Consider the following 18,243-nt stretch of genomic DNA (forward strand, 5'->3'; position numbering starts at 1 on the left):
ATACCTACCTAGAATTTAAAGTATTTTTCTGGATTAACTTCGTAGCCAGAGTGATGATTTCCTTGAGTGTATCCCTCAATCACTTCAAAGTGGAGGTGCGGTCCTGTACTTAGACCAGTGTTGCCTACTGCTCCGATCTGGTCAGCATTGGTAACCCCTTGACCGTTTCTAACATTAACCTCAGACAAGTGACCGTATAGAGTTGCTGTCCCATTAGAGTGACCTATAACAATGAAGTTTCCCCAGCCATCATCCCAACCTACATGATCAACTGTCCCTCCTTCAGCAGCCAACACTGGAGTACCAGTCGGAGCAGCTAAATCTACTCCTTTATGGGGCTTTCGTCTTTTCGGGTGATTATGAGAGAAGTAATCAGTAAATGTATATGAACCTTCTGGAAGTGGGAGAGAATATTTCCCAGTCGCAACGCCATCCCCTTCTGGTGTGATTCTGCCAACACTCGCCAACCGTGAAGGCTTACAGGGAATCCCACGAGACGCCACAGTAGCAGGCTCATTCGTCGAAGCATCCCCAGTCGGTCCATAGATCTGGAAGTTCTCTGGATTACTCCAAATCTCACTTTGTTCAGGGCCACCCGGCAACGATGTCCATTGCCACGGAGCTAACACCTGATCGGCCAGAGCAAAGTCCCCTCGTTGAATCGCGCCCATCAGATCCACATTCTTCTCAGCCCCAATAATCTTGATCCACTCCACCGCTGCTTGAGCTGCAACAGCCCGGTCCCTTGTCCAGCCATCTATTCCCGTTCTTTGCAAAAGAGACTGCCTAGACTCTGGTGTGAACTGATAAATCCCATAAGCACCCGTCTGAGAATTCGGTATCCAGTTCGTCCCATCAGTACTTTCTCCAATTCTGATGCGAGCAAGATACTGCTTGAGATTATGGTCAGGATCGGCGGGGGTAGAGGTCGTGCTTCCCTGACGACTAACAGCACCAGGCTGACCCGGTATACCCTTCAATTGTGGCGCACCTGTGGCCCCATCAATGGGTTGAAGTACTCCATTGGCTGACGCGCTAGTGCCGTGATTGTGATTATGCCCATCACTAGCCGTATGACTGAACGTTGCCGCTGCCTGATCACTCCCTGCATACCGCCAGTGCCACGGCTCATAGCTCACCCCCTGACTATTGTCTTTAGGAAACGACAGCTCAAACCCATACTTCCCTGCATTCTGCTGCATCCAATCATATTCAGGAGTGTTAGCCCAAGATTCATTCAGATAGGGGTTCGCATTATTCCCTACATCCACGGCTAACCCCGTATGGTGTTCACTATGGCCTGCGGGTGCTGATATCTTCGCCGCTGCCTCTAGAGAGCCGCTCTGCTTAGCGACCTGATCCGAGAACAATTCTTCTTGCAGCTTTCTACTCCGAAAGCCTGACACTGCTCTGATATCCAGTCCTTGAGCCGCAGCAGCTTCCCGCATCTTCTCAAAGGCTGCGGCGGCATCCTTAGTGAGGCCAACAGTGGCCCCATCCACAGCCGCCACATTGTAAAGCTGTTCATCCGTTTCCGTAAAAGCATGATGCCCATACTTCGTATTGGCCGTATTGGCCGATCCCGAATCACTCTGCCCCGTCGAGGCAATAAGCTGATCGGGGTCGCAATACACCCCAGCCGTTAGCGTCTGATTTCTCAGTCTCGCAATATCAGCGGGCAGATTGCGCCGACTCGCTACAAGGAATAGCCCATCCTCCTTGATGACAAACGGCGTCGGAATCACCAGGAAGTGAGGCGTACATTGTTGACCCAGAATAGGAACCGTGACGCAGAACTGAAAGGCTAGACTCAACCTCGCTGTACTCTTCTTGTCGGGATACTCCGTGATTTTCTTGAGGACAAACTTAGTATTAGAAGCCGTGCCAAACGGATGAATCCCTGCTGGCTCCCAACCTCCATTCACCCACTTGAGCAGTCCTTTACCACCTTTAACGCCTTGGCCGTTCTTGCCTCCTGAATCTCCCTGGACCCATTGCTTACCCTCAATGTCACTATCCAGGCCAGCGGTTTCAGCGACTGAATCGATAAACTTCCGCATCTCAAAGTGGGGGCAATTGTCAGCTCGTTGCTTTTCATCCTGACTAACACTGCACTTGATCGGCTTGAACTTCTGATCTTCAGAACCACCCGATAGAGCATGGTTAGTGGAAGGTTCTTCCGGGCCATCCACCCCGCTATAGGCAATATCAAACCTTGCAAACACATCCCCCGCAAAGAAGCTAAAGGCCAGGTCAAACGGCAGCTCATTGATCGGGATATCCTCTAGGCCAGGAATGGAGTTAATGGTTTTGTCCTTAGCACCGGGAATATGCTCAATCGCCAAATCTGCAACTTCAGGCAATGCTTCATCCACTGGTTTATTGAGAACACCCGGAATCGCAGCAATCGGGACATCCTTTAGTTGAGGGAATTCCTTGAGCAGTTCCTTCACTGCAACTTCTGTCCCTTTCTGTTGGGCTAAGGCAATCGCTTTTCGTCGGGCATCTCGCCAATCTCCAGCAATCGCATCACCCACTATCGGGACAATTTGCTTGACGGGGAGTTTTTTCAAGGTGGGACCAATCTTCTCACCAATGCCCGCCAGCTTAATCTGGTCGGCCTTATCAATCACCCCTTCCCAGTTGCCCCGTGCGAGGTCTTGCAACGGGATGCCTTCCAGTGCTGGAATCTTACTGAGCTTATCGAGGGCAACTCGCTCACCCGCTGTTAGGGCAGCATTCTGTAACTGCTGGGGAGCTGAACCAGGATTGAGGAGAACACCAAAGGCAGCTTGGACGGCAGGGGCCGCATCCTTGAGCTTGATTTTCTCGCCATTGTTAATTTTGGTATAGAGGTCATCAACCTGTTGGATGGTCAGGCCATTGAGCAGGGCCACATCCCCCACGGGCACATCCCCAATATTGGTGCCGCTGGATGCCGTCAATTGCCGAACGGAGAGCTTCGTGAAGCCAGCCGTGACAGGGTTTTGCTGTAAATCACCAAACTTGAGAATTTGGTCAGGGGTTGCCCCTTGCGGCCATGCCCTATCCAACAGATAAGGGGTTTTTACACCAGCAGGCAGAGCAGGCACATCCACATACCCCGCTTGCTCTGCACCAGGGAGCTGGCTAAAGGTTGATGAGGGGGCATCTGGGTCATAGTAGAGTCCGGGTAAGCTCACCTCAGTATTCGGGTCTAGGGTCGCTGTGGCTGTGGTTTGGGCGATGGCTGGGGCCACTTGGGTTATGGCGGGGAGAGCGGCCAGCAACGCTGAGAAGAGTCTTCGTTTCATCGAAATGCTTAGTAGCGTCGATGAGGATATACGGTTTTTTAATTTGACGCTCTACAAGGAATACGGAGTATGGGTCAGAAGGGAGGCATGGGTGTCAGGAGCTTTGGCAACCAAGAGAAAACCCCGGCTCCGAAAAACCAGGGTGGACTAAGTTACATGAGGAAAATCAATGTAAAGACGAAGGAATACTAAGAGACCTTCAGATGGGAATATACTGTCGAAAATTAAATCGCTTTTTCTTCGTGGCGATACCAGCGCACTTCATCAAATATCGCTCCAGTGGTATCTGCTCCTGTCAAGTCTGCTCCTACCAAATCCGCACCCGTCAAATCCGCAACCTTTAAACAGGCGTTGCGGAAGTTGGCTTTTCTCAGGTCTACCCCGATCAGAGTGGCATCCGTGAGATCGGCATGGGAGAAATCAGCATTTCGCAAGTCCGACTCAGAGAATTCTGCATTCACCAAGTCGCTGTACTGAAAACATGAATTTCTCAAATCCGATTCCATCAACAAAGCGCTGTCAAGATGGCACCGAGTTAGGTTGATACCCTTGAGCTTGAGTTCGGTTAGATCAACAGCCTCTAGAGCAGATCCCTCAAAATTTCTGATGCCATGCTGATATGCTGCGATCAGCTTATTGGTTGCATCTTCCCCTTCAATCACCAAGGATTCTGTACTGCGATGCCATTGAAGATGAGAAAGGAATTGCCTCAAGGACTCTAGTAAGTGACGGATTGTTGTCTTCCCTCGGTTCAAGGCTTGAATATACATTGTCTTTACCTCACATTTATGGATGAGCTAAATGCACTCAAACTCTGGCTCACTACTCACCATCCGCACATCTAATAATTTCGCATCTTGTACATTGGCCCCTGTCAGATCCGCATCAACCAGATCTGCCCTATCAAAGCAAGCATCTTTGAGTTGGGTATTCGTGAAGTTCGCTCCTTTTAAATTTGTGTCCTGAAACTCAGCGCCCGTTAAATCAGCCCCTGAGAAATCCACACCCCTGCAATCAGAGTCATCAAAAGTGACATTTTGTAGGGTTGCACCAGCAAAACAGGCATCTCGATAAATCCCCTCGCAGAACCACGCATAAAAGGCATTAATCCCTTCTAGGTTCGCCCCTTCTAAATTGGCTTCACCCAGGTGCGCCCCATTCAAGCAAGCGTTTTTCAAGCAGGCATCCTTGAGATTGGCACCCCTCAAATCAGCTTCAATGAAGTTAACCCTAGTCAAATCACTGCCTGAAAGATTGCTCTGACTCAGGTCTGCCCAAATGAATTCTGAGTGGTTCAAATCGCAATTACTAAAGTCTGCGCCCATCAATTTGGTTTCACGCAGATCCACTATAAGTTTCGAGTTTGAGAAGATAATCCCTTGAAGCTCAGCTTGGTAGAGACTTTCCCAATAAATCTCAGAACCAGAGAAGTTCCGTATTCCTCTGGCATAGGCTGACAAGACTTCTTCAACCGCATTGCTGCCACGAACTGGATAAGTTGTTTCCTCTCCTGCCTTCAGCAACAAAGGACTATGACGTTGATTTAATTTCATAGCTTGACTCCATTCAACAATGAACGACCCCGCCCTCAGCAGAACGGGGTTTTCATCTCACTCACTTCAGCAACAAAATCCAGGCAATAATCCCCAAGATCCAACCGATGGGGCCTGCGAGAAACAGGAATGGCGTGAGGGCGATCAGAACTAGGACCAAACAACCTTTCATTACATACCCTCCAAGAAATAAATCTCGACATCCTTCCCTTCAAAGGAGTAGAGGTTACTGCTCTGGCTAAAGCGACTCCGGTCGGGCAGCAGACTATTGACGACATTGCCCGCTCGACTGCCAATCCCCTGATCGCGCAGTTGATCGACGCCAACATTCAGCCCTGCCCTCAGCAGTCTGCTGCCAAAGCCTGACCCACCTGAATTTTTGGCCTTAGCTTGTAGGTAGGGCGCATCCTTGTACTGCACAATCGCAACAGGCTGGGTTCGAGTACTACCGCCTTCTGGGTCATTCAGATTGACGTGTTCAATGGGTTTGCCATTAATTTCTACAATCTGCACTTGAGCAAAATCCCCTTGCACTGACATCACCTCACCAATGGCCGTAGAGCCTTTTTTCGCCACACTTCCCAAGTCGCCTTTCAGTCGGAGCAAGACCCGCTGGCCCGCTGGTGCTTGCTGACCCGCAACCCAAGTCAGGGGATTGGCAAAGGCCGCTTTCACCTTTGTGCCAGCGGGAATAGACCCACGAACTAAGCTCGTCTGAGTTGGTGTCACACCTTCCGTCTCTGGCCTCGTGATAGCATCTGGCCCGCTGGCAGCAGACATATCCTGCATTAAGTCTCCCGTCATGGCGTTAGACGCCACTAGTACCCCAGATTCAGCGGCAGTCAGCTTGGGTTTGATGGGGGGTCTCAGGTTTAATGGGTGTCGCTGAGACTCGGGCGGGCTTATGGGGCAATCGTTTGATTTGGATGGGGCGAGATTGGGGCTGGGCTTGGGGTGGCTCAAACTTCTTAGACAGGGACACTCGATTGACGGGCTGGAGCTTTGGAGGTGCCACTGCTACAGTCTGAGGTCGCGGAGGGGTAGGGGCTGGCTTATACACCACCCGATCTCGATAGACTACTTTGGGCGATGCGGGTCGAGACGGGTGGATAGACCGAGGCACAGAACGACGCACGGGAATGCTTCTGGCGGTGGCCGTTGCAGGTGGGGGAGTCCTCCTCGTGGGCCGATTCACTCTATTGATTGTCCTAGAGCCAATGGCAGGCTTGGGCAGCTTCTTATCCTTGCCCGTCCGTAAATCAATGCGCTTCCCTTGCTGCAACTGCTGAATCGCTAGGTTCTGCTCATTGATAACTCCCAACAGCTCTTGCCGTTCGCTCTCTTCCAAAGGCGCAGCCGCAACCGTTTGCTCTTGCTCTTTTGCCTGGGGTTGAGACATCGTGGTACAGCCCCGCACCAGGGAGAGAAACCCCAACACAAAGGTGCCGAAGAATAGAAACTGGAAGGGGATGGAGCGGCGCACCTTCTTCTTAGGGTTAAACTCATCCGTCATCTCAGGCAGGGCCACACCCTCTAGGGTTAGCTCCGCTGCGGTATCCGTTGCCTCAACCTTGGCCTTTGGCGGTGGGGTCTTCCCCGTGACTTGATGAATCACCTCCAGGGAGGCTTGTTCAGATTGGGTCGTTTTAGTGTCTTTCATTGCTATTTGGCCTCCACGAGTACGATTTTCAATCCTTCTTTGCGCCATCGGTGGATCAAGGCATTGAGGGATTCACTCCCCGTGCCCAGTCCCAAGATGTCGTTCTCTTTGCTATTGCTATGGGGGACGGCCTGGACCGTCAGGGTTACCTTCATCGCTTCCACTTGAGAGGTGCCATCATTCTTGACATGTGCCCGATCCGCGACAACCGTCACTCGCCATAGCCCCTCCTCCACTGCCTGGACCGTGGGGTCTCGGGTCAGCTCAATCACGGCCTCTTGCTTCCCCATCAGGTAGCCATCCAAGGGAAGCTGCTGGGCATAGCGGGTTTTGACTTGCTGCAGCCATCCTTCGCGCATTCCTAAGTCCATTGCAAAGGAAGCGGTCCAAAGCTTGGCGGGATAGGAGTCTGCCCCCACCTTCTTCTCTTTATCTTTACTGTTCCAGGTGTAAGCCGTTTTGAACCACTGCCGCGCATAGGCTTTAACCTGAGCTTCAGAACGATACAGTGGGTCTTTACGCTGAGCGTGAATCGTCTCATTCGGGGTTTGAACGAACAGGGTCGAGCGTTCCTCTCTCAGGGAGGCGAGATTCGCACCAATGCCGAGAACTGCGAGGAACAGGAACACATAGGAGGTGGCAAACCCGATAAACAGCCACGGGATTTTTCGCTGGGTTGGCTGAGCGCTTTCTTGGGCAGGGTGAACTTTGATCATGTCCATGAGTCTTTACCTGTATGTCTGGTGAGAATCTACCGATTTCGGTAGTCGCGCTGTTGGAAGGAGGAGACGGCACTGCCTAACCCCGCTGCAGCGAGGGAGGTGCCCACAGCGATAGTGGCGATAATCTGACCACTCCAGGCATGAACTGCGGCAATCACGCCTCCCGTCACCGCAGCCGTAGAGACTGCTGGAGCGAAGTACCCTAGAAACTGTGCCCAGTATTCAGCCCCGTCATTGGGGGGATTCGCGGAAAGGAAGGAGGCCCCTAAGCCGACAATCAGGACATAGACGATGCGGATCAGGGCAATGATAATAAAGGAGCTGAAGTAGGTGACGGCAATGCCCACCCGACCCGGCAGGGGGAGGGAGCCATACAGGATCATGATCGGGGCAAGGTACGCTGCCAAGTACAGCATGAACTCTTGCCCTGACACAAACCAGTACTGCACCATCAGCGGGCCATCGACCTTGATTACCTCATCAATACGGTCTGAAACCACTTCAGGGGCGACGCCCACCGTCGCTTGAGTGGTTGACCCGATGGCAAAAAGGAAACCTGTAGACAGGTGGCCTTGCACCTTCCTCTCGGCATTAGCCGCCACTTGATCTGCGGTCGTACAGGTGGGACATTTTTGTTTCATATCGGCTCTTCTAGCCTTGATATCGGCTAGTAAGTTTTGAAAACATCCCAATGAGTCATAGGCTCTTGCCTCCAAGGCCGTTAGGCTTCCACCAGGGGTATTAAGGGCCAGATCCTGGGTCGCGGGGTCTATCTTGTTCTCACCAGGGGCTTTGAGTGTGGGAGCGGGCAGGGAGCGACAATACTTAGAGCTACGGCCAAAGTCGTTCCGCAGCTCTAGGCTAAACAGTTGGTCTCCGATGGCTTTCCTGAAATTCACCTCCGTGATTTGGGCTTCCAACAGCAGATCCGTACCTCGGGTCATTAACCCCCTGGTGCCATGAGCGACCGCTTTTGCGGCCAAGCCATTGCCTGCGAGAAACAGGGACAAGATGACGATGGGAATCACAGAGCGGTTAAACCCTTTGATAAAGTCCCCTTTGAAATAGTCATAGCCTGCCCGTGCGAGGAACAGCAGCAGCAACACCAGCAGGAAGGGCAATAAGAAGGTAAACAGGGCATCGCTACTGAGGGAGTTATTCTCTCCCGTCAACATGGTGCTCCAGGTCTTATCCCACCACTGGGAGGTCTTCGCCATATTGGTTTGGGACTTGGACAGCAGTTTCAGCCCCTTTGAATCCACATCCCTGTAGTAAAAAATGGAGGCGTGGGCATTCAACATGCCCACGGCACAAAAGCAGGGGGTTAACAGCAGTGTCAGTGCTGTAATCAGCCTATTGACCTGTTTGCGGCTGAGTCGGGACCAGTCCTGGTATGAGGATGTTGTTGGTGACATTGGCCTGTTTTTCAAGGTTGGCGAAAGCCTTAAACTGTCTCTCATCTTCCTGCTGTCCTAAATCCGCTCGAATTTGCTCTAGAAATACACTCTGGGAGGCTAGCTGGTGATTCCCCACGTCCCGCTGCTGGTAGGCCAAGGCAGAGCTGACGACCAAGGAGGTCGTTGCCTTGTTCTGCTCCCCTTGGGATTGCTGGATATTCCCCAGAATGACGCCGTTCAAGGAGGTCTGCTGAGACTGGATGGCATCTGACCTTGCCAGGGATTTCAATACCGCTTGGGAGCTTTTCAGCTTTTGGGCATGGGTGGATTCTTCCCCTACCGCTTTGGCGAGGTCGCCGTTATGAGCAACGGCTTCAACCGTGCCCCCCGTGAGCTGGACGAGATTGGTAGACGCTTCAATGGTGTTGGTCAACGATTCTTCTAGCTGGCTTGACTGCTGCTCTCGGAGCGTACGGGCATCCTTGCCAAAGACCAACTGCTGCATCAGGGCTGGGACGTACATCCTCCGAGCCACATCATTCTTAGCCTGAATGTAGGATTCATCCGGGGTCTGGGGGTCATCAAAAATCTTGGCAGAGGGGCCATTCCCCCCAACGTCGGCACTGGGGACTTCGTTATTGCCAATCTTGTTGTAGCCATCGAGGAGGACGAGCAGATCATGCTTTAAGACACCATCCGGGTCTTTGATAATCTTGCTGACGGATTGATAGAGGTCTTGGCCTAAACGGTAGGCTTTCAATGCCTTCTGACCATACTCAAAGACTTTGAGAAACTTCCGTTGGGTTTCATTGATCGTGTTCGGGTTGTCATCCCCCAACACTCCGTAAATAACCCCTCCTAACCCCTTGGGAATCTGGGCCGTAGGCACCTCATTCACGGGGGGAGTGGTATAGACATCATCGACGCTGATAATGTCCGGGGTATAGCTGGGGGAGGGGGGTATAGACATCATCGACGCTGATAATGTCCGGGGTGTATCCAGGGGAGTCCTGGGCAAAGGCGGGGGCAAGGGCCACAGCACTTTGCAGAGACAGTATGGTGATAATGAGAAGGCGCTTTTTATGCGGCATCATCTTCAACTCCTATATGAGTGGGTTCAAGTCCTTTAGCATTGGCCTCTGAGAGCTGATTACCGAAGGCGATGAGGCCCTTCACAGGGTCGGTATACTCAGCCATAACCCGGTTCCTTGCCTCCGTCTCCAGCTTGGAATTCGCGCCCACGGCCAGGGTGACGTTATCCGGGGCATATTTGACGAGCAACTCTCGGTCATCTCGCTTCCAGATGAAATAGGACTCCTGAAGCTGCTTATTGGAGTTGTAGGCACTCTTCTTAAACCGCTCCAGGTTCTCAGGCCGAAAGCCAAAATGGTTAATCAGGATCTTGTAGCTATAGTCATTAACCTTGGAGACAAACTTGTTCTGAAGGTTGGTAATCACTTTGGAAGCAGCAGGAGAAGCCGTCAACGGCTCTAGACCCGTAAAGCCCAAGACCACATTGCAGCCCCATTTACGACCGCCATTGCAGATAGACCCAAACATCTTGGCAAACACGGGATGCTCAAACAGTTCACTTCCCTCGTCCATCATCAGCAAGGTCTTTTTCTTGGACATGGCCTTACGTAAGAGCAGGTCAAACCCAGACAGGCCATAGATTAAGGAGTCTCGACTTGAATCCACGTTCGTTAAGGCCAACACCAGCACATCCACGTTGGTGTCAAAGGCCGACAGGCCGTTGATGCAGCGACCCAAGGACCGGGACATCACTCCTTTAAGCAGCAGATATAGAGCATCAAATTGCTGTCTCAGATGCACCTGGACCTGATCCCGTTCGGCATAGGCTTGCAGCCACCCCCGCGCAAAGGTAACGAATTCCTCATAGATGGGCATCTTTGCTGCATCCTCAGATCCAAACGGGGAGAGAGAGGCAATCGCGTAGCGCTCCTCATTCTCTTGGTAAAAGTCCGCGAAGCACATGCTCAAGGCATTCGACATCAGATCCACCTCCAGGCCCGCATGATGCTCCCGGTCTAGTCCCGTGATGGCTTGCAGGATCCGCAGCTTGTTCTCAACGATGTAGGTCAAAGCAGATTCACGGGTGGGTTGCTGGGAGTAGTATCCCGGTTCTCCAGGGGCGGGCAGATCATCAATCCAGGAAATATCAGGCACCCCCATGATGTTGATGATGGTCTTATCCACGGATTGGTAGGTGGCTGAAACCCCCAATCGGTTCCAGGTGGCAACCTGCGGCTCGTAGGTGCTTTGACCATCCGGTGGGGGGAAGTCAAAGATAACCCCGGACTGTTGGGCGTTGACATAGGCTTGGATAGATTTCAGCATAAACAGGCTCTTGCCCGCTCCCGTCTCTCCCGCAATCAGGGTGTGGTTGGGGTTCGTCCAGACGATATCCAAGAAGTAGGGGGTGGGTAACTCTTGGCCGATGAGCATGATCCCCAGATCATCCATCTTGGGAGGCTGGATCTGGGGGATGGTGGTGGTGGCCTTGAGGGATGAGGTCCGATACAGGTAATGACGAGGGCCAGAATAGGCACTCGTGGGAAAGGTCAGCAGGGGGGGCTGAGGAAAGGGCCATTTGGGCAAAGTAGACATAGTTGAATCGGTGCTGGATAATCTCGCAGGAAGTGGAGGAGAACCGTCGAGAGACCGTTCTGAGGTCTTTCTTCAGTTCTTCTTCACTACTGCGGTAGAGGAATAAACACAAGGCCACATTCATGATCTGGTTGCCCTGGTTGAGCCATTCCAGGTTCTGGTCTGCGGCCCGCTTCCGCTCTCGGGCAACAACATCTACATCCTTCTTCATTGCCGCCCGGTCTTCCCGCCGCACGGAGTTACGATAGGTCTGCTCTAGCAGGTATCGACTCCAGAAGGGGGTATCGGGCAGCAGTTCGGTGACTAAGCGGAAGTCCGTAACGGGGGAGTTTCCCGTACACAGCTTGCGGTAGAAGAATTCCAAAAACCCTTTCTCCACGGAGCCATCAACCTTGGGCATCGTCCGTAGGTCGGCAAATCGAATCGCCCCTACCCACTGATTTTTGAGGGGCAGATAAGCACAATCATCCTTGAAAACAGGAACGGAGGGCAGTCCTTCCCTTGGCTCAAACAGGGCATAGAGGGCATGGTTGGCGGGGTCATTAACGATGAGTTCACCCAAGCCGTAATGATCCAGAATTTGGCATTGAGGTACTTTTAGGCCATCATTATGGGTTTCCCCATAGTCCCAATCACACATCTCTTGAGCCGTTAAGGGCCGAGCCGTGAGGCCAAACCCATTCGGTGAGGTGATGGTTTCAAAGGTCTCCTTGTACATGCGGCCATAGGCGTATTTGATGGCCCGCTCCCAGGTCGCTTTGCTGTTGCGCTTCTCTTCCTTGAGAAACTGAGGGACAAAGTTATCCAAATAGTCCAGCAAGACATCAGCGGGAGATTCGGGGGGAGCCTCGGACTCATGCAGCTCTAAACGACACTTGATCTGATAGATAATCCGAGATTTGGCAAGCTTCCCAGATGCTTTGAGGGCCAGTAGCCGATCTGCTTCAGCGGAGAGCTGAGCAATCGTCAAGGGATCCTTGGCCTCCTGGATTTGCTTAGCTATCTGGGCTAAAGGTTCTTCGCAGCTAGAGCGCACATCCCAGATGGACTTTAATTCCACTCCCAGGCTGCATAAACCCGTGTTGGTCCCCTCTAAGTGGGAATGGGCCTCATCCCTTGGCAGGGTCGAGTCATTGCCCTCTACCTCCACATCAAACTCCGCTTTGACGTTATTCTCCCCCCAGTGAAACAAGCGAACCCCTATTTCTTGGCCTGCAATATTAACTTGGGCGTAGGTCTTGAGGGGAAAGTTCTCTTGGATAGAGGCAAGTTGCCCCATGCGCTCAGGGGTCGGGACTTGAGGCATCCCCACGGAGTCATAGAACAGACTACAGTCTTGGTTGGCATACCGCTTGGGCTGGGTCATCCGCTCCAGTTGCTTGGCAGGGTTGCGACCAAAGATCAGCACCAGGGCAGATGGAACGACGACCATATAGATAAAGCCGAACATCAAGCTAATCGTAAAGATGAAGATGATGCCCGTGACGAGGACGAAGACGAAGGCGATTAAATAGGGAATGGGGGCACCATCCGCGACGGTATTGACCCCCAAGATTTCTTTATTTGACTCTCGATTGACTTGTGCAAAATCCATGAATTGCCTCCTATGACAGCTTGGACACGCCAAAGATCAGGGTGCCGAAGATGGCGAGGGTCGCCACGAAGTAGACGATGGCGATGATCGGCTGGCTCATCTCCGACATGTTGAAGCCATGATTAGAGGAGGCGAGGGTGGCTTTTCCCGTCATAAACAGACCCCCCACTAGAGCAGAGGCAACAATTAGACCCCCGATGCCACACATCAAGCCCGCAACAGAAAAGCCCTCGAAATCTAGCCACCCCAATAGCTTGATCGCCGCATCCCCAAAGCCAGGAATAAAGTTGAAGGCGGTACAGATATCTTGAGTGGGCTTGAGCTGGGCATAGGCGTACTGCTGGTAACCCAAGGCCAGACAAAAGACATGGATAGCAAGAAGTTGATGGCCTTTGCCTAGACCTCGGAATTTGACCCACGGGAAGACGGAAGCCATCATCAAGAGCATGGCGAATCCCGTTGCCAGAAAGCCAGGATGGTTGAAGTACAGTCCAACCCCCATAAAGGCTAGGGGGGAGAACCACCAGGGATGCAGGGGGATTCTCTTGTAGAGACTGATCAGTGAATTCATTACTTTAGACTCCTTAGTATTAGGGAACGATAGGTTGGGAAAAACTTACAGTTGGCTGTAGCGGATCAGGGCCATCACTACACTGGCTGGGACACCCGCTTGTTGACTCGCAGCTTTAGGCTTTGACCCTCGACGCATGGCCCGGATCATGCCGTTGACGCGATAGTGCATGTCAGAGCGATAGCCAATCTCGCCCTTGCTGCGGGCAATGTTCAACCCCCTCAATATGGTTGAGGGAGTGATGCTCGTCTCGGACTGGGAGCCGTTAGCAGCAAGGGCGGGCTTAGGTTGATTAGGGAAAGAAGACCGTCGCACTGGGGGGCGCTGAACGGTCTTCGGTGTTGGGGTAGGAATACCTCGATGGCGCGGTGGGGTGCCCGTTAGGTTTAGGGTCAAGGGTTTTCCGGTCGCAACCTTCTGCCCAGTCGGGAAACTCACGGTGGAGGTGAGGGCAGGACGAGGGGCTGTGGAGACAGTTGGCACCACTGGTGACTGGACAATAGAGGTATTGATGTAGGTCACAGGTGACGTTGGAGGGGCATCCACACGACGGATAGAGATTTGAGCGTAGTCTTGAGAGCAGCCTTGGAGGTGCAACTGTAAAAAGACCCCATCGGTATCAGGCTTGGCTTTCCAGCGCAGGGTGATTTTTTGGGTTCTGGGCTGGGGTTGATCTAGGTTGACCTCTAAGTATTGAGCCGCACTCGGATCTCCGAAAAATGCCTTTTCCACTGTGCAGCCCTGGCTCTTGAGGTCCAGGGTATGGGCAGCTTTGGGTGATAGGTTAACGGTTTGCGTGGAGGCAATGGCTGACGATGCTATCGACAGCAAGGCCATTGTCAGTAGAGAAGATTTATACATGGGTTTGGGTGTTACATAGGATGAGTTGGATATAAGAACGGGGATGAGGGACAGCTATTTTTTCAGCTTCTCCTTGACGACATCGCCCACGTCATCGGCAATGTCGCTGACTTCCTCTCCATCGACGATGCGCCCCCAACGGGAAGCATCCACAACACCTGACACATGCAGGGCTGAAGAGAAAAGGAGACCCAAGAAAAAGATGAAAAAATCTCTGATCATGACTAAACCTCCACTATCAAATTCCTTCTGGGTATAGAAACTGAGAGACACGACTCCCCTAGAGGAACTGCGCTCAAAATCAACGATGTTGTTGTGGGCAGCTCCAAAGGAGGTAACTGAAGTTGATACTGAGGTTGAGTCTGCTGAGCTATTGGGTTGTGTAGCGTTGTCGGTGGTTGGCTCAGTGACAGTTGACCGAGTGAAGACTTGTAGGGGATTGCTCAGAACTTCAGCGACCTTCTTCACAGCCCGCTTCGCTTTCCGGGCAACCTGGGCACCAAACCCTAGACCCCTGGTGATGATGGATGCAAGCGGCTTGCTTTCTTCTATCGGTTCACTCTCTGGCTCTACTGGAGTGGAGTCAGCTTCACAGCTTAAGAACTGGATTCGCAGGGCTTCAATCCCTTCCCGCACCACTGCCCCCACTTTATGTATGGGAATGCTGAGTTGCTTGGAGATGACCTTAAAGGTTTCTCCTTCAAGAAAGTGGAGACGGATGACTTCGGCCAGGGTGGAAGGGATAAGTGTGAGCAAATCACCCCAGCGCTGCTCTTGAATGGCAGTGGCAAACTCTAAGGGAATGGCCGACAGCATCTCCTGCATATCACTGACCACTTCTGTGTCGGGGTCAGCAATCCGGTCCACCAGTTTAGTCTGGTAACCCTGCTCAATTACATTCAGGGAAGAAGGTTGGTGAATCTGCAACAGCGTCTCCACTCGTTTGACCTTGAGCCGGGTCTGTTCTGCAATCTCCTCTGTAGTAAGTGGCCCTTCGTGTTGCTGGATAACTTGATGGATCTGCTTGAGTTGATCTCGCACACTTTGAGGGACACGGATGGTGTTGTCCGAATACAGGGAATCATCCGACTGCATGGCCTTGCGAACATGCCAATAAGCGAAGGTTTGGAGTCCGGCCCCACCGTCTGGAGACCATCTCTCTATCGCGTTCGTAAGGCCAATTATTCCTTGATTGAACAGCACCTCATCATCGAGGAGAAGATGGTGAGATTTGTCTTGGCGATATACCCCACCCACTTTGCAGACATAGGCAAAGTTATGACTGATGAGCTTTTGGCGGGACTTGATATCTCCTGACTGCGCGGCCAACAGTAGGCTACGCTCTGTTACTTCGTCCAGTTGTGGATGTTTTTCGATGGCCCGACGAACAGACGAAGATACCCGCAAACCTTCATAGGAAAACAGTCGTGGATCTGCCATGACTACTGATCCCCCCTGAGAAAACTAAAGGGCAATGCAAGCTGGCAAAGATTGAGCTGAGTAGATTGTGCTGGCAGGCTTACGGTCATCGGTCAGACCTCCTACAAGAAGGTGACTGGATTTAGTGAGAGGGTTTGGGTCGGAAGTTAATCTTGAGGTGGCTGGGCGTTTTGAATAGGTCATCGAGCAGTTTTGAGGCTACAAGAACTGATTTGCCACCACCCGTTTTGTCCAATATCTGGGTGTGGCTTGGAATTTGGTTCAGCTTAAAAATATTTCCTGAAGAGTTCTTATCAGTCATGGCTCATCCTCCGTGCAAGGCTGAAGAGAGTGGACTTTATGCAGTTGGATTCTTAAAGTGCAGCTTTCAGCTTTTCCCAGGCAACGGGAAAGCGCTCAGGGAATGACCTCAGAGCTTCTAATCCTTCCCGAGCGAAGTCCCAGGTTTTGGCTTCTTCACAGGGAACGCCATCACCACTCCAAAAGTCTTGGCCTACTACGTTGAATACCTGGAATGAGTGAGCATTATAGAAGTTGGCGGTTTTTGACTGGGCGAACTCTATCAAGACATATTCATCCCAACGGGCACAGGCATTTCTGGATTTCGCCCGCCATTCTCCATCAATGGGCCAAGGGGTTTTTTCGCTCATACCGCTCCAATACAGATTGTCGTCCGCAATCCGAACATCGATTTGGATCTGGGCAGCTATCCGAGTCGCAGGGTCTGGGGCAAGGTCGTTCCACCATTGGCAGATAAATTTGATGGCTGGATGCTGTTCGGAATCGTTAAAGTAGGTGGCCTCTTCAGGAACGATGACCTCTCGGGCTAGTCTAATGGCGTTGTATAAATCTGCCGCCAAGATCTCGCAGCAGGCATTATTATGGTGGGCTTCTTTGTAGGTAGTGAACTGGGTGGCAGGTTCAATATCTCGCTCTAGAACCAAGTCCTCAATCCCAGTGCAAATTAGGTCTGACCAAGCACAGGAATTCAGGTTTAAAGTTTGGTGAAAAGACAAACCATGTATATGGCTTTGTCGATAGGCAATAAAAGACTCGTCCCCTTTCGTAAATTCAGGGGTGGCATCCTCTCTTTTAATAAAGCTAATTGAACGAGCATTCTGATCGTAAAACGTACTGGTCTGATCCATCGAGAACACCCGCCCCTGCTGGGTAAGGTTGAACTCCAAAACAAACCGATGGTGGATAGCCAGAGTTTCTTGCCCTGAATCCGAAGGGAGTTGTACCTCCCACTTCAGATCAAGCCATCTGGGAGGTGCATCTAAATCAATGGGCACCTCCCAGCCCATCTTTCGAGCTGATGTGCCTGCAACACAGTAGCTTGCACTTGGGTACGGTTGTCTGATAACTACGTCTTTTGGCAGTACAGATACAGATACAGGACTAGTCGAATCATGGGGGGCTAAGGTGGCTGTGACGAGAGTAATATGGCTCAAGCCTATCTCTCGGTAAGGGTTAAATAGTTCTGGCAGGATGTGGAGAACGGGACTACCACTATCTTTGTGAGGCAAGGGCTTACCGTCTGGAGTAATGAGGAGATGGGTGTCTCCAATTTTTTGTATTGCAGTCTGCATTCTCAGTCTCCTTGTGGCGTGAATGCGGCTTTGATATTGAATTGATGCTGAATTTTCAGAGGCCAGATGCCCCCAGTTAACAAATCGAACTATGCGGCAGTTGTGGGAGTTGATTCAGTTTGGACTAACTTCAGAGGTGAGGGAGCTGACGGGGCAATGGCTAATCGCTGACGAATGTAGCCCCTAGCACCGCTCTCAGACATACAGTGGTCCAGCATCTGCGCTTGAATGTAGGGACCGTAAAGCAGAATGTTGATCTGATCGTCTTTGGAGTACCCACACAGCCGCAGCTCATAGCTCACCAAAGCATCAATTCGTTCGCTTAACTTCGGGTGATCGCTACCGAGCCTATAAAGCTTGTCATAGGTATAGATAACGGGCATCGATAACAAGTCTTGAACCTTCCAAGCAATCTGGAGATAAATTTCTCGATACTCCTGAATCACCTGTGGATCAGACTGATCAGAGCTTTGAAGGTCGCTGTCGTTTCCAGGGGATTTCCCTGATTTTTTATTAGTGGCTAACATAGAAGATGCTCCTGTTCTAGGAGTCGAGGATCACGGCTTGTCTTTGGTGGTACTTAGTGCAGGCCGTGGTTTGCAAATTTAACTAGAGAATATTTCTGTGCATTACAGAAAAGAGCAGAACTCCTGTCAAGGATTCCCGTTAGAATTGGCTTTTAAAAATAGACTAGGCAAAGGCTAGACCTTTGCTGTTTCTTGTAGGCAGTGGCAGAAATACAAAAAGAGTAAACTTGGGTGCGAAAACATTCGCTTCAATCACTTGGCTGTACTGTAACCCTAACTAATGAGCGAAGTCAAAGCTGAACGTTACAAATAGCAATAGTTCTCAACTCCGAACAAGTTAACTAACAAAGGATAAACCACAGAAGTACTTCTATAGTTAGACTTTAGGAGTCTCTGGCATCTAAA

At 51.5% G+C, this 18,243-nt stretch carries 17 protein-coding genes; 1 reads left to right on the plus strand and 16 read right to left on the minus strand.

Annotated features, from left to right (window positions below; all coding sequences use genetic code 11):
* Nucleotides 1-8: 8 nt before the first annotated feature.
* The 3 genes from HRE53_RS30465 to HRE53_RS30475 form a co-directional block, all read right to left on the minus strand.
* Nucleotides 9-3,293: a D-alanyl-D-alanine carboxypeptidase family protein gene (locus HRE53_RS30465; RefSeq protein ID WP_235112060.1), complete on the minus strand. Its 3,285-nt coding sequence runs from the start codon at nt 3,291-3,293 to the stop codon at nt 9-11.
* Between the two features lie 224 nt (nt 3,294-3,517).
* A complete protein-coding gene (locus HRE53_RS30470) occupies nt 3,518-4,063 on the minus strand; it encodes a pentapeptide repeat-containing protein (protein WP_235112062.1) in 546 nt (181 codons plus the stop codon).
* Nucleotides 4,064-4,090: 27 nt separating this feature from the next.
* Complete coding sequence (locus HRE53_RS30475; RefSeq protein WP_235112064.1) at nt 4,091-4,846, minus strand: pentapeptide repeat-containing protein; 756 nt, start codon at nt 4,844-4,846, stop codon at nt 4,091-4,093.
* Between the two features lie 19 nt (nt 4,847-4,865).
* Here HRE53_RS30475 and HRE53_RS34725 point away from each other — a divergent pair, with 19 nt between their 5' ends.
* On the plus strand, nt 4,866-5,000 hold the full coding sequence (locus HRE53_RS34725; RefSeq protein ID WP_255801605.1) for a hypothetical protein: 135 nt from the start codon (nt 4,866-4,868) through the stop codon (nt 4,998-5,000).
* A 17-nt stretch (nt 5,001-5,017) separates the two neighbouring features.
* Here the strand turns inward: HRE53_RS34725 and HRE53_RS30480 are convergent, their stop codons facing one another.
* From HRE53_RS30480 to HRE53_RS30540, 13 genes are all read right to left on the minus strand, one after another.
* Nucleotides 5,018-5,665 carry a hypothetical protein gene (locus tag HRE53_RS30480; RefSeq protein ID WP_235112065.1) on the minus strand — a complete coding sequence of 216 codons (648 nt, stop codon included), beginning with the start codon at nt 5,663-5,665 and terminating at the stop codon, nt 5,018-5,020.
* Nucleotides 5,666-5,678: 13 nt separating this feature from the next.
* Nucleotides 5,679-6,506, minus strand: coding sequence for a hypothetical protein (locus HRE53_RS30485; RefSeq protein WP_235112066.1), 828 nt, complete (start codon nt 6,504-6,506; stop codon nt 5,679-5,681).
* A gap of 2 nt (nt 6,507-6,508) precedes the next feature.
* The gene (locus HRE53_RS30490) at nt 6,509-7,228 is read right to left on the minus strand and encodes a hypothetical protein (RefSeq protein WP_235112067.1); all 720 of its coding nucleotides are present in this window, start codon (nt 7,226-7,228) and stop codon (nt 6,509-6,511) included.
* A gap of 29 nt (nt 7,229-7,257) precedes the next feature.
* The gene (locus HRE53_RS30495) at nt 7,258-8,643 is read right to left on the minus strand and encodes a hypothetical protein (protein ID WP_235112068.1); all 1,386 of its coding nucleotides are present in this window, start codon (nt 8,641-8,643) and stop codon (nt 7,258-7,260) included.
* The gene (locus HRE53_RS30500; RefSeq protein WP_235112069.1) at nt 8,582-9,598 is read right to left on the minus strand and encodes a hypothetical protein; all 1,017 of its coding nucleotides are present in this window, start codon (nt 9,596-9,598) and stop codon (nt 8,582-8,584) included. The genes HRE53_RS30495 and HRE53_RS30500 overlap by 62 nt, the downstream gene beginning before the upstream one ends.
* Entirely contained in the window at nt 9,543-9,719 is a 177-nt protein-coding gene (locus tag HRE53_RS30505) for a hypothetical protein (protein ID WP_235112070.1), read from the minus strand. The genes HRE53_RS30500 and HRE53_RS30505 overlap by 56 nt, the downstream gene beginning before the upstream one ends.
* A gap of 1,382 nt (nt 9,720-11,101) precedes the next feature.
* On the minus strand, nt 11,102-12,847 hold the full coding sequence (locus tag HRE53_RS30510) for a hypothetical protein (protein ID WP_235112071.1): 1,746 nt from the start codon (nt 12,845-12,847) through the stop codon (nt 11,102-11,104).
* 10 nt (nt 12,848-12,857) lie between these two features.
* Nucleotides 12,858-13,418, minus strand: coding sequence for a hypothetical protein (locus HRE53_RS30515; protein WP_235112073.1), 561 nt, complete (start codon nt 13,416-13,418; stop codon nt 12,858-12,860).
* Between the two features lie 45 nt (nt 13,419-13,463).
* Nucleotides 13,464-14,279 (minus strand): hypothetical protein, encoded by an 816-nt coding sequence (locus HRE53_RS30520; RefSeq protein ID WP_235112074.1) that lies wholly within the window; start codon nt 14,277-14,279, stop codon nt 13,464-13,466.
* Nucleotides 14,280-14,333: 54 nt separating this feature from the next.
* Nucleotides 14,334-15,719 (minus strand): sigma-70 family RNA polymerase sigma factor, encoded by a 1,386-nt coding sequence (locus HRE53_RS30525; protein ID WP_235112075.1) that lies wholly within the window; start codon nt 15,717-15,719, stop codon nt 14,334-14,336.
* A gap of 121 nt (nt 15,720-15,840) precedes the next feature.
* Complete coding sequence (locus HRE53_RS30530) at nt 15,841-16,020, minus strand: hypothetical protein (protein WP_235112076.1); 180 nt, start codon at nt 16,018-16,020, stop codon at nt 15,841-15,843.
* A 52-nt stretch (nt 16,021-16,072) separates the two neighbouring features.
* The gene (locus tag HRE53_RS30535; protein WP_235112077.1) at nt 16,073-17,311 is read right to left on the minus strand and encodes a hypothetical protein; all 1,239 of its coding nucleotides are present in this window, start codon (nt 17,309-17,311) and stop codon (nt 16,073-16,075) included.
* An 89-nt stretch (nt 17,312-17,400) separates the two neighbouring features.
* Nucleotides 17,401-17,838, minus strand: a complete 438-nt coding sequence (locus tag HRE53_RS30540) for a hypothetical protein (RefSeq protein ID WP_235112078.1) — start codon at nt 17,836-17,838, stop codon at nt 17,401-17,403.
* Nucleotides 17,839-18,243 lie beyond the last annotated feature (405 nt).

It is taken from the genome of Acaryochloris sp. 'Moss Beach' (genome assembly GCF_021497025.1).
Classification (GTDB): Bacteria; Cyanobacteriota; Cyanobacteriia; order Thermosynechococcales; family Thermosynechococcaceae; genus Acaryochloris; species Acaryochloris marina_A.